This window comes from Pseudoalteromonas sp. Scap06 (assembly GCF_013394165.1).
Lineage (GTDB): Bacteria > Pseudomonadota > Gammaproteobacteria > Enterobacterales > Alteromonadaceae > Pseudoalteromonas.
The window spans coordinates 441,253-454,338 of record NZ_CP041330.1 but is presented as its reverse complement, the minus strand read 5'-3'; the positions used below and the strand labels follow the sequence as shown (position 1 = coordinate 454,338).

Sequence of the window (13,086 nt, the reverse complement as noted above, 5' to 3'; positions counted from 1 at the left end):
TCCATTCTACTTACTCACACATAAAAATAAACAATTAAAAAACATAGGGTTACAAAAAAGCCGCATAGTGGAAGAATAATTGATACTGCATATAATTGCGTTTTTAAAAAGGATATAAGCAAAATAACATCTAACTAAGAATAGTTTAGACCCTAAAATAGAGAAATACCAAAAATCATTCCTTAAATAGGGGCAAAAAAATGCCACCAAAATGGTGGCATTTACACACGGGGTTATTTCTACTTATAGAAATTCTTTACGTTTTGTTTACTTAAACATTTTTTTGAAAGGTAGCATTTACACCCATTTCAAGCAACTTAAAACGCTAAACGGTTAACTCATCGGAACAGTTTATAGAGTTAAACTCTAATACATACGTATTTTTCTTCTAGGTATTCATCTAAACCTTGGTGACCACCCTCTCTTCCAAGGCCTGATTGCTTTACCCCACCGAACGGTGCTACAGGGTTTGATATAACCCCCTCATTTACACCTATCATGCCAAACTCTAACCCTTCGCTTACACGATAGATTTGTTTAATGTTTTGGCTATAAAAGTACGCAGCTAATCCATAAGGGACGTCATTAGCAAGCGCAAGGACTTCGCTTTCTTCATCAAATGGGCTCACCGTTAATACAGGGCCAAATACTTCTTCGTGATAAATATCCATTTGTGTAGTGACATTAGTAACTATTAATGGGTTTTGAAAGCTGCCACCTAAATTGCTGTTATCACCAATTAGCGTAGCGCCTTTATCGAGAGCATCTTTAATCAGTTGTTGTACTTTCTCTTTTGCTTTGGGATAAATAAGCGGGCCTATGTCGGCATTTTCATCAAAACCGTTTGCAACCTTGAGCGCAGCGACTTTGGGTGTAATTTTTTCAAGCACTTCATTTAATATACTGCGCTGGATGAAGATACGATTTGCCGCCACACACGCTTGGCCACTATTTCTAAATTTAGCCGCCATTAGCCCATCAATAGCGTCATCAATATCGGCATTATCAAAAATAATGAACGGCGCATTGCCACCTAATTCCATTGATGTTTTTTTAATTGTCTGGGCACACTGTGATAGTAACTGCTTACCTACACCTGTAGAGCCAGTAAAGGTGAACTTACGTACCACCTCTGAGTCAGTCAACATTTTACCAACGTCTTTAGCGTTTTGTGATACCAACACATTAAATGCACCTTTTACAAAGCCAGCCTGATCAGCTAAATACGCTAAAGCAATAGCACATAGTGGTGTATGTTCAGAAGGTTTTAAAATGAAACTACAGCCAGCAGCATAAGCAGGGGCTACTTTTCGAGTTACCATAGCCACAGGAAAGTTCCATGGTGTTATACCGGCAACCACGCCAATAGGCTGTTTATAACTGGTTAGGCGATGCTGGTTATCGGTTGCAGGGATCACATCCCCATAGCTACGTTTAGCTTGCTCAGCAAACCACTTAATAAAGCCGGCGCCATAATCTATTTCACCGAGAGATTCTTTAAGTGGTTTCCCCTGCTCTTTGGTCATAAGTGTAGCTAACGTTTGTTTATGTTTAATCACCAACTCATACCAACGCATCAAAGTTTCACTTCGCTCGGTTGCATTGGTGGCTTTTAATTTTACAAACGCGCCTTTTGCCGCATCAATAGCTGTATTTACACCTTGCTCGTCAATGTCGCTTACATCAACAATACTTTGTTCGGTGGCGGGATCATCAACGCTAAAGCGTGTGCTAGTTTGATAAAATTCACCGTTTATAAACGAGTCTGAAAAAATAAGATCACTCAAAATACACCTCCGAAATGGGTTTTGGGCTTCGGGCTTCGGGCTTCGGGCTTCGGGCTTCGGGCTTCGATATATTAAAAAAGCCTTGTGGTTAACGCTACAAGGTTTTTTAATTTACCCGCACCTCGCAGCCCGTCGCTCGTAACCTTTAAAAAAAACGCGGGTAAACCCGCTGCTACTTAATACAAACAAAAAAGCCGCTGTATTAAACAGCGGCTTTTAATATAATAGTCGTTAATTAAAAACTAGTGTTCTTCATTAACGATATTGAGATTGTACTTAGGTATTTCAACCACTAAGTCTTCATCTCTAATAATTGCTTGGCAACCTAAACGTGACTCTGGTTCTAAACCCCAGGCTTTATCTAGCATGTCGTCTTCTAGGTCGTCACTTTCATCTAATGAGTCAAAACCTTCACGGATCACTAAGTGACAAGTTGTACATGCACATGACTTTTCACAGGCATGAGGAATGCTAATGCCATTTTTAAGCGCGATATCAAGTACCGTTTCGCCAGCGGGCGCTTCTATTGCAGCACCGTCAGGACACAACTCCGGATGGGGAAGAAAAACAATTTGTGGCATTCTAATCTCTCTTATATATTGTCTACTGACTGGCCTGTTAAGGCTTTTTTAATTGATGCATCCATTCTACGCGCGGCAAAATCACTACTCGCATTGTCCATTTTTTCAATGGCTGCTTTAATTTCGCTTGGCTCTTGTGCACTCTCGCGTACTTTTGCAAGTTCGTTTATTTCCACTTTTAGCGCCGCTAGTTGCTCAGGCTCAAGTAAATCGCCATCAGCTGCCAAAGAGGCTTCCATTGCTTCTATTACACGAAGCGCTTCAACTTGTTGCTCTTTAAGCATACGCGCTTGCATGTCGCCTTTAGCGTTACTCATCGACTCTTTAAGCATATTAGCAACTTGGTCGTCAGACAAACCAAACGACGGTTTTACTTGTATTTCTGCTTGAACGCCAGTTGATTTTTCCATGGCTGATACGCTTAGTAAACCATCAGCGTCTACTTTAAAGGTAACGCGAATATGCGCAGCTCCCGCCGCCATAGGTGGAATGCCTTTTAAGCTGAATTTTGCCAGCGATCGACAATCGTCAACCAGTTCACGCTCACCTTGTAATACATGCAACGACATAGCCGTTTGACCATCTTTAAACGTAGTAAATTCTTGCGCACGTGCAACTGGAATAGTGGTATTGCGTGGAATAATTTTTTCAACCAAGCCACCCATGGTCTCAAGTCCTAGCGACAACGGTAACACATCCAGCAATAACATGTCTGAATCTGGCTTGTTACCAATTAATACGTCAGCTTGTAATGCTGCACCCAGTGCAACAACACGATCAGGATCAATTGAAGTGAGTGGTTGTTTATCAAAAAACTCGCCAACTTGAGTACGTACCAACGGCATGCGGGTTGAACCGCCAACCATCACCACTTGTAGTACTTCTTGGTTTTCAATACCGGCATCTTTTACTGCACGACGACATGAGCGGAGCGTTTTTTTTACCAGTGGCATAGCCAGCTCGTTAAACTTCTCTCGCGTTACTTCAACCATGTATTTTTCATCGTCAAACTCAAGACCAACATTTACTTTTTCGTATTGGCTGAGTGCTTCTTTACAGGCTTTGGCTTTATTTATAAATAAACGTAATACCGAAGGAGATAAGCCCGTCACGCCGGTTTCTTGTTTTAAGTAGTCAACTAATAATGAGTCAAAGTCATCACCGCCTAGACTTGAATCGCCACCAGTGGCCAATACTTCAAACACACCTTTATTTAAGCGCAGTATAGAAATATCAAATGTTCCGCCACCTAAGTCATAAACAGCAATTATGCCTTCTTGGCCTGAATCTAAGCCATAAGCAACCGCAGCCGCGGTTGGCTCGTTTAATAAACGCAGCACATTAATGCCGGCAAGTTCAGCCGCATCTTTAGTGCTTTGGCGTTGTGCATCATCAAAATAGGCTGGTACGGTGATAACCGCGCCTAAAATATCTTGATTACCAAAGCTTTGTTCTGCACGTGCTTTTAGGGCACCTAAAATATGGCTTGATGCTTTTACTGGGCTGATTTTCCCGGCTTCAGTTGCTATCGCAAGTGCGCCGTTATCATCGCAAAATTGATAAGGCAGTTGGCCGTAGCTTTGCTCTATTTCGGCTTGGGTTTTACCTAAAAAGCGCTTGACTGAAATGAGTGTATTAACCGGATCGAGTGTAGCTGCTTGCATCGCGTCTGCACCTACGGTTATGCCACCAGCTTGGTAACGCACTACAGACGGCAACATTGCTTCGCCTGACTCATCAGTAATAGTACGAGCTTCGCCGCTTTGTACGGTTGCCACTAATGAATTCGTGGTACCTAAGTCAATTCCAATTGCTAATTTATGTTCATGTGGTGCCGCGCTCTGCCCCGGCTCAGCAATTTGCAATAATGCCATAATGCTCTTTAAACTCGTGTTGCTCGCTTTGCAGCAAGTGAATTAATCGTCAAATAAACTGTCTTCAATGCGTTCAAGTTCGTCGCGTAACTTATAAACAAACTTTAGCTTACGGATACTGTCTGCTGCTTGTTGATATTGCTGCTCATCGTTACTTGCTAACTGCTCTGCCAATTGCGCACTGTACTGCTGATCAAGCTGCTTTATTTGTTTTTCAAAATGGGCAATAGCAGAGTCCGGATCGATTGTGGTCGCTAACTCTTCAAGTTCTTCTCGAAGCTCCATTTGCTGCATTAAAAACATGGGATCTTGCAATGTTTGCTGCTCAGCGCGAATATCAACGCCCAGCTCACTCAACATATATTCAGCACGTTTAACGGGGTGCTTGAGTGTTTGCAGTGCATCATTAATTTCGGCAGTACTTTGTACGGCCATTAATTTATCACGACTGCTAGCATTAGCATGGCGATCAGGGTGAACAGCACGTTGAAGTTCTAAGTAGTGCTTGTTAATCGTTGCTAAATCAATATTGTAGTCAACGGGAATTGCAAATAACTCAAAATAACGCATAACTTCTCACAAATGACAAAGCCCTACATTAATTGGCAGGGCTTAGTTATACCCAAGTAGCTTAGGTATTCAAAACAAGTTTGAGCTTAAACGGTAAAGCTTTCGCCACAACCACACTCATCAGCTTGATTAGGGTTGTTAAATTTAAACCCTTCATTTAAGCCTTCTTTTGTGTAGTCGAGCTCGGTGCCGTCGATATAAACTAAGCTTTTAGCGTCAACAATTAAGGTAACGCCTTTAGCTGCAAATGTTTCATCGTCATCGTTTAGCTCATCAACAAACTCTAATACATAAGCAAGACCTGAACAGCCCGTCGTTTTAATGCCAACTCGCAGGCCTATGCCTTTACCACGGTTTGCTAAAAATGATTGTACGCGGTTTGCTGCCGCATCTGTCAATGTCACTGCCATGAATATCTCTTAGTTTGTATGTTTGCTTTTGTAATCTGCAATTGCTGCTTGAATTGCATCTTCTGCTAAAATTGAGCAGTGAATTTTCACTGGTGGTAATTCTAGCTCTGCGCTGATATCAGTATTTTTAATAGTAGACGCTTCGTCTAGTGTTTTGCCTTTAACCCACTCTGTTACCAGTGAAGATGAAGCAATTGCACTACCACAGCCGTACGTTTTGAATTTTGCATCTTCAATCACGCCTTCTGCAGACACTTTAATTTGCAGTTTCATTACGTCACCACATGCTGGTGCGCCTACCATACCCGTTGCCACTGACGGATCGTTTTTATCTAGAGCACCTACGTTACGTGGGTTTTCTACGTGGTCGATTACTTTATCACTGTAAGCCATAATTCTATCCTCACTACCTGCTAGGTATGGGCTCCACTAATTAGTGGTGCGCCCATTCAACTGAATCTAAATCAACACCTTCTTGGTGCATTTCCCAAAGAGGAGACATTTCACGTAAACGACCAATCGAGTTTTTCATTAGCTCAACGGTGTAATCAATCTCTTCTTCGGTGGTAAAACGGCCAATACTAAAACGAATTGAGCTATGTGCTAATTCGTCGTTACGGCCTAGTGCACGTAATACGTAAGAAGGCTCTAAACTTGCAGATGTACAGGCTGAACCTGACGATACCGCAATATCTTTAACGGCCATTAGTAACGACTCGCCTTCAACAAAGTTAAAGCTGATATTAACAATACCAGGTACTGATTGGTCTTGTGTGCCGTTAAAGTACACTTCGTCCATATCTGTTAAAATGCCGTCGATTAGGCGTTTACGTAACGCACTGATGTGTGCGTGATCTTTTTCAAAATCTTGTTTTGCAATTCTAAATGCTGCGCCCATACCTACTAACTGATGGGTTGCTAATGTACCAGAACGCATACCACGTTCATGGCCGCCACCGTGCATTTGTGCTTCTAAACGTGCACGTGGTTTACGACGAACATACAAAGCACCTACGCCTTTAGGGCCGTATACTTTGTGCGCCGAGAATGACATAAAATCTACTTTGGTTTGTTGCACATCGATTAAAACTTTACCTGCGCTTTGTGCAGCATCTACGTGGAACATAATTTTACGTTCGCGACACATTTCACCAATGGTGTTGATATCTTGGATTACACCTAGCTCGTTATTTACATGCATGATACTTACAAGCACGGTGTCGTCACGCATCGTATCTGCTAATTTTTGCAGATCAAGTAGGCCGTTTTCTTCAACGTCCATATAAGTTACTTCAAACCCTTGACGCTCAAGCTCACGACATGTGTCGATAACTGCTTTGTGTTCAGTTTTAGCGGTAATAACATGCTTACCTTTTTTCTTGTAAAACTGAGCCGCACCTTTAATAGCAAGGTTATTTGATTCTGTTGCACCCGATGTGAATACGATTTCACGTGGGTCTGCATTAATTAAATCAGCAATGTCAGTACGTGCTTGGTCAACGACTTCTTCAGCTTGCCAACCAAAACGGTGTGAACGCGATGCTGGATTACCAAAATTACCGTCCATAGTCAGGCACTGCATCATTTCTTTGGCAACTCGTTCGTCAACGGGCGTAGTTGCTGCGTAATCTAAATAAATCGGTAACTTCATTTCTCTCTCCGCTGCAGGTCAACCTTAAAGTTGACAGCTTACTTGAATATTTTCCAACTGCTTAATTGCATCATTAACGCTGTTTTCTTGGCGAAGAGCGACCGCTTTAACGTCCGACTTTTCAACCAGTTCAGCTAAGGTAATATTATTTAAAAATTCTTCAATTCGTGCGCTTAAGTCTGACCACAATGTATGGGTTAAACAACGCATACCACTTTGACAACCAGTATTGCTTCGCTGACACCGAGTAGCGTCAACAGATTCATCTACCGCATTGATAACATCGCCAACTGAAATTACATCGGCCTCACGTCCTAGTAAATAGCCCCCACCAGGACCTCGAACAGAACTCACTAGCCCATTTTTACGTAAACGGGCAAATAACTGCTCAAGATAAGACAAAGAAATTTCTTGGCGCTGCGAAATATCTGCAAGCGCTACAGGGCCTATATTTGCATGTAGTGCAACATCCAGCATGGCTGTAACGGCATATCTGCCTTTTGATGTTAACTTCATAACGCCCCCCGCACAAAAGAGTGCAAATTTTAATTACCAGAGTAGATTAGTCAAGTATTATCCTAATAGGCTAGCCTCAAACGGCCACCGATAAACTTGTAATACCCGACTATTTTGGTCAAGTATTGGGTCTATTGTAATTACCTGAGTAATTTAGTCAAGTATTAGTGGAGTAATAAAGGGCGCTATTTATAACTAATTACTATTTTATAGACTTATTAATTGAGGTAAGAATACCTCGTAATATGTTCATTTCAGCATCTTCAGGGCGAGCACGATTAAACAAGCGACGTAGCTTAGTCATTACCATGCCTGGATGCTGCTTAATGATGAAGCCTGTTTTAAACAAGGTGTCTTCAAGGTGTTCGTAAAACAGCTCTGTTTGTTTAGACGATGGATATAGGGTTTCTTCTTCTTGTTGTTCCGCTTTAGGCTGTTGATTTAAAAATGCCATACGCGTTTCATAACATAAGGTTTGTACTGCCATCGCTAAATTTAGCGAGCTGTATTCTGGGTTAGCAGGAATACATACATGGTAATTACACAGTTGTAATTCTTCGTTTGTTAAGCCACTGTTTTCACGACCAAATACAAGTGCTACAGGGCCATTTACAGCTTCGCCAACAAGCTTTTCACCACATTCACGCGGCTCAACCATAGGCCACGATAATGTACGCGAGCGAGCACTAGTACCGATAGTTAATGCACAATCAGCAATGGCATCGGCAACCGTATCAACAACAACCGCATTACCAAGTACATCTGTAGCACCTGCAGCCAGTGCGCTGGCATGACTATCTATTTCACAAGCAGGATCTACAAGGTATAACTTTGATAATCCCATGGTTTTCATGGCACGTGCCGCAGAACCAATATTGCCAGAATGTGATGTGTTTACTAAAACGATGCGGATATCATCTAAGATCATTACAGTGCTACTTATCGAGTACAAAAAAATTGCGCAAATTCTAGCATGAAAACGCGCTGAGATCCTATATTCAATAGTCGAGATCTAAAAGATCAGTTCGGGGTTCGGCAGGATTGTGTTTGGTATTAATTAAAACGCAATTCGTCATTTATTTATTCATCACCTAAAACTTCAACTCTTGATAGAGCAAATTATAATTGGCAGTTACACAACATTAATTATACCCTCGGAGCCTTTACCCTATGCGCGGCATAAAGCCCCGCCTACAAAATAGTGTGCGCCACCCCATCAGCCTTAGTTTACCTCGCTCACGTTTTAGGCTCGAAGCCCGTCACTCGTAGCCCGTTAACTTAAACCATCGCGGCTTTTACATACACATCAAAGCGGTTCTTCTTGGTTTTGATTTGCATACTCGGGGTTTTATCATTTAAAAATGGCGCGTAATCGGGACGTTTAACCACTACACGCTTACTGGCAAGTGGGTAAGCAAACTCGAGTAAATCATCGGCGTCGGTATCGCCACCCACTAACTCTTGGAATACCCGCATTTCTTTTTTAACCAATGCTGATTTTTCACGGTGCGGGAACATTGGATCAAGGTAAACCACATCGGGCATGCTGTCACATTGGGCAAGTAAGGTATGGCTTGAACCAAAGATAAGGCTCATATTTTGCTGCATCCATGGGCCAATTTCACTATCGTTATAAGCACGTTGTAAGCCATCATATAACAGTGCAGCAACCACGGGGTGGCGCTCATGTAGAATTACTTTACAGCCTAGCGAGGCTAACACAAAACCGTCGCGTCCAAGGCCTGCTGTGGCATCGAGTACCACTGGCGTTGCGCCCTTATTAAGACCAACTGCTTTGGCAATTGATTGCCCTTTACCACCACCAAATTTACGCCTATGTGCAACGGCACCAGTTACAAAGTCTACGTTAATAGCACCTAATTTTGGCTCGTCAGTTTTATACAGGCTTAGTCCTTTATCATCGTAATGCAAGCTAAAACCACTGCTTTGCTCTGCCCATTGAGCAAGCCCAAAGCGTGCTTCTAACTCATTTAAATAAGGTCGACACTCTTTAAACGCACACTGTATAACCACTTCACACTCCGATGATAAATTTCACCGTTATTATACCCAAACAAAGCCAATATACGATCTCTAGTTTAAAACAACTCAATATCGTTATTTTCACTCTCAGGTTCTGGCTGCGTTTGTTGTTTACTTAGTTGTGTTTGAGTAATTAAGTCATCACGCTGTTGAGTGGTTGTTTTTAGCTGGTGCTTAATAAAGGCTAAATCATTAGTGGTTGCAACCAGCTGCTGTGATGTATGACTAAGCTGAGTTATTTGCTGATTAAATTGCGAAGCTGGTATCTCGTTGTGTGTTTGCATTAGCGATTGGAGTTGCTCAAGCTGCTCTGTAAGCTGGCTAATTGCACTCGTTTGCATGGCGTTTTGATTTTTAAGCTGGGCAACAATATCTTTAAAAGCAAGGGTTAGCTCATTGTCGCGCATTAGTCGATATTGGTGCTGCTGTATAGTCACTACTTTTTCGTTAGTTACTTCTAAAATATGTGGAAATAAATCTTTATAGCGACCATAAAGTGATGGCGTATCTACAGGCATATTTTTAATTAATAGTGAAATATTAGGGTAATTAATAATAGTACTATGACCAATATCAACAAAGCGTTCTGCATTTTTATGCTGTATGAGTAGCTCTTGCTCTAATGGGCATACGCCTGTTTCTTGGCTATAAAACATTCCCTGGTTATTTTGCCAAAAAACAACCACGACATTGAGGTGTAATGGAGTAAAAAACCCTAAAAAGTATTCACTTAATAATTCTAAATTATCGGCATGATAGCTTTGACAAACAAAACGCATAATGCGCCCCATGTCACCGGTCTCAATCATCGCCATTTCAGCTGTTTTATTGGCCTTTGCTATATCATACTGCAGTGTTGCACACTGCTTGCGATACTGGTAAAGAATTTTAATGCGTGCCATCAGCTCCTGTGCGTTAAAAGGCTTCAAAATGTAGTCAGCCCCGCCAACACTAAACCCTTTAATACGTTCAGCTTGCCCCACTTTGGATGATAAAAACATTACCGGAATATCTGTTGTGGCTTTATTTTGTTTAATAGTTTGGCAAACCTCATAACCAGACATCCCCGGCATTTCAACATCAAGCAAAATAATATCGGGGTTATATTTAATCGCTTGTCTTATGCCATCTTCACCATTTTTGGCGTGGATCACTTTGCAAAACCCAGCTAAAGATTCTTCAATAATATGGTGCATTAATTTATCGTCATCAATTGCCAGTATTAACTTTGCCATGCGTTAGTCCCTTTTAGTACTTTGTTAAAAGCATAGTACGCCATGTTAAAACTACTAAAATTTATTCAAAATATTCTTTAACAGCGCTGTATTTTAGGCAATAAAAAAGCGCCTCTGGGGCGCTTTTGTAATTATATTTTAATCCGCAAAAATCAACAGACCCTAAGCGGCGATGCCGCTGTGGCGCAGTAGTGCATCTACACTTGGCTCACGACCGCGGAAGTTTTTAAACAGTGCCATTGGCTCTTCGCTGCCGCCTTTTTCAAGAATATGCTGCATAAACGCTTGGCCAGTTTGTGGATTAAAAATCCCCTCTTCTTCAAATTTAGAGTAGGCATCAGCCGAAAGTACTTCAGCCCATTTATACGAGTAATAGCCTGCACTGTAACCGCCCGCAAAAATATGACTAAAGCCATGCTGAAAACGGTTAAACGCTGGCGGCTTAATGACTGAGGTACGACTGCGTACATCATCAAGTACAGCTTGAATGTTACATGGTTTGTCTGCCACGTAGTCATGGTGAATTTTAAAATCGAATAACGAGAACTCAAGTTGTCTTAGCATTTGCATACCTGAGTTGTAATTTTTAGCGGCCAATAGTTTATCTAGTAGCTCTTTTGGTAATGGCTCACCGGTTTCGAAGTGGCCTGAAATAAAGCTTAGGGCTTCTTCTTCGTAACACCAGTTTTCTAAAAACTGACTTGGCAATTCAACGGCATCCCATGCCACACCATTAATACCAGCAACAGGCGCTGCATCTACTTGAGTTAACATGTGGTGAATGCCGTGACCAAACTCATGGAACAGTGTGGTTACTTCATTATGGGTAAACAAAGCAGGCTTATCGCCAATCGCTTTATTAAAGTTACACACTAAGTAAGCAACTGGTGTTTGAAGTTCACCATTAGCACGCACTTTACGACCCATACAGTCATCCATCCACGCACCACCACGCTTGTGGTCACGGGCGTATAAATCTAAGTAGAAACGGCCACGTAAAGTATTGTTGCTATCGTAAATTTCAAAAAAGCGCACATCTTTATGGTAAGTATCAATGTCTTTTTGCTCTTTAACAGTAATACCAAACAAGCGGTTAACAGTTTCGAACAAACCACTGAGCACTTTATCGGCAGGGAAGTATGGGCGTAATACTTCATCTGAAATCGCGTATTTTTCTTGCTTTAGCTTTTCGCTGTAATAACCAAAGTCCCATGCCTGTAGTTCACTAATACCGTGCTGTTGCTTTGCGTATTGTTGCAACTCTTTAAGCTCTTGCTCTGCTTGTGGCTTAGATTTAGCTGCTAAGTCTTCTAAAAATGAAAATACCTGTGCAGGTGATTCTGCCATTTTTGTAGCTAACGATTTTTCGGCGTAATTATTAAAGCCCAGTAATTGTGCTAACTCATGACGCAGTGCCAGTTCTTCACTCATAATCGCCGAGTTATCAAACTCTCCTGCATTTGGACCTTGATCGGATGCACGAGTAGAAAACGCGGTGTATGTTTCTTTGCGAAGTTCACGGTCGTCTGCGTAAGTCATTATAGGTAAGTAAGAAGGGAAATCGAGAGTGAATACCCAGCCTTCTAAGTCTTTACTTTTTGCTGTATCGGCCGCTAATGCCAGTGCTGACTCTGGTAAACCCGCTAGTTGGCTTTCATCGGTAATATGCTTATGCCATGCAAGCGTGGCATCCATCACATTATTACCAAATTTTGAAGCAAGCTCTGATAAACGCGCACTAATTTCACCGTAGCGTTTTTGCTGCTCAGGATTTAGTGCAATGCCTGAAAGCTTAAAGTCACGCAATGCGTTGGTAACGGTTTTTTGCTGAGCGGTAGTGAGTGTTTTAAATTCATCGCTATTATAAATAGCGCTGTAAGCCTCATATAAGCCTTGGTGTTGGCCAACAAAAGTAGAATATTCAGAAATAAGCGGTAAACACTGCTCATAAGCTTCGCGAAGTTCATCGTTGTTCATCACCGAGTTTAAATGTGATACCGGTGAAAATAATCGCGATAGTTTATCGTCAGCTTCTTCAAGCGGTAGTACTAAATCATTCCAGGTGAAAGATTGCTTTGCTAATACGCTTTCAATCGCACTGCGACAGTGCTCGATACCTTTTTTTAATGCCGGTACTACATGCTCAGGCTTTATTTTTGAAAAAGGAGGAAGTCCTTCAAGCCCAATAAGGGGATTTGTTTGTGCATTGCTCATAGTCATTCTCAGTTTATGCAAATATAAAAATGAAGTTGGGGCAAAATACGTAAATACAAGGGGAAGTGTTCAGCTCTTAGCTTAATATACGCTCGACTAATAATACCTTGATCTTAACTAGCTTGATTTTCGTTTGATGGTAGAGGTTTTAGCAAACCTGAACAAGTGACTTGTTCATCGCATATGATATTATCGGTAAAACATT

General features: G+C 41.6%; 12 protein-coding genes. All 12 read right to left on the bottom strand.

Annotated features, from left to right (window positions below):
• Window positions 1-359: 359 nt before the first annotated feature.
• Window positions 360-1,787, bottom strand: coding sequence for an NAD-dependent succinate-semialdehyde dehydrogenase (locus tag FLM47_RS02130; RefSeq protein WP_178954866.1), 1,428 nt, complete (start codon window positions 1,785-1,787; stop codon window positions 360-362).
• 242 nt (window positions 1,788-2,029) lie between these two features.
• The gene (fdx, locus tag FLM47_RS02125; protein WP_008113929.1) at window positions 2,030-2,368 is read right to left on the bottom strand and encodes an ISC system 2Fe-2S type ferredoxin; all 339 of its coding nucleotides are present in this window, start codon (window positions 2,366-2,368) and stop codon (window positions 2,030-2,032) included.
• A gap of 11 nt (window positions 2,369-2,379) precedes the next feature.
• Window positions 2,380-4,242, bottom strand: coding sequence for a Fe-S protein assembly chaperone HscA (gene hscA / locus FLM47_RS02120; protein ID WP_054202354.1), 1,863 nt, complete (start codon window positions 4,240-4,242; stop codon window positions 2,380-2,382).
• A gap of 42 nt (window positions 4,243-4,284) precedes the next feature.
• Entirely contained in the window at window positions 4,285-4,812 is a 528-nt protein-coding gene (gene hscB, locus FLM47_RS02115) for a co-chaperone HscB (protein WP_178954865.1), read from the bottom strand.
• 86 nt (window positions 4,813-4,898) lie between these two features.
• Window positions 4,899-5,222: an iron-sulfur cluster assembly protein IscA gene (gene iscA, locus FLM47_RS02110; protein ID WP_008113924.1), complete on the bottom strand. Its 324-nt coding sequence runs from the start codon at window positions 5,220-5,222 to the stop codon at window positions 4,899-4,901.
• A 9-nt stretch (window positions 5,223-5,231) separates the two neighbouring features.
• Window positions 5,232-5,615 (bottom strand): Fe-S cluster assembly scaffold IscU, encoded by a 384-nt coding sequence (iscU, locus tag FLM47_RS02105; RefSeq protein WP_054202356.1) that lies wholly within the window; start codon window positions 5,613-5,615, stop codon window positions 5,232-5,234.
• Window positions 5,616-5,655: 40 nt separating this feature from the next.
• Window positions 5,656-6,873, bottom strand: a complete 1,218-nt coding sequence (locus tag FLM47_RS02100) for an IscS subfamily cysteine desulfurase (protein ID WP_008113922.1) — start codon at window positions 6,871-6,873, stop codon at window positions 5,656-5,658.
• Between the two features lie 24 nt (window positions 6,874-6,897).
• On the bottom strand, window positions 6,898-7,389 hold the full coding sequence (iscR, locus tag FLM47_RS02095) for a Fe-S cluster assembly transcriptional regulator IscR (protein WP_008113921.1): 492 nt from the start codon (window positions 7,387-7,389) through the stop codon (window positions 6,898-6,900).
• A gap of 202 nt (window positions 7,390-7,591) precedes the next feature.
• Entirely contained in the window at window positions 7,592-8,317 is a 726-nt protein-coding gene (gene trmJ / locus FLM47_RS02090) for a tRNA (cytosine(32)/uridine(32)-2'-O)-methyltransferase TrmJ (protein ID WP_178954863.1), read from the bottom strand.
• Window positions 8,318-8,667: 350 nt separating this feature from the next.
• Window positions 8,668-9,423, bottom strand: a complete 756-nt coding sequence (locus FLM47_RS02085) for a class I SAM-dependent methyltransferase (RefSeq protein ID WP_008115552.1) — start codon at window positions 9,421-9,423, stop codon at window positions 8,668-8,670.
• 65 nt (window positions 9,424-9,488) lie between these two features.
• Window positions 9,489-10,667: a PleD family two-component system response regulator gene (locus FLM47_RS02080; protein WP_138623846.1), complete on the bottom strand. Its 1,179-nt coding sequence runs from the start codon at window positions 10,665-10,667 to the stop codon at window positions 9,489-9,491.
• A gap of 162 nt (window positions 10,668-10,829) precedes the next feature.
• On the bottom strand, window positions 10,830-12,881 hold the full coding sequence (gene prlC, locus FLM47_RS02075) for an oligopeptidase A (RefSeq protein ID WP_178954861.1): 2,052 nt from the start codon (window positions 12,879-12,881) through the stop codon (window positions 10,830-10,832).
• Between the last annotated feature and the right edge of the window lie 205 nt (window positions 12,882-13,086).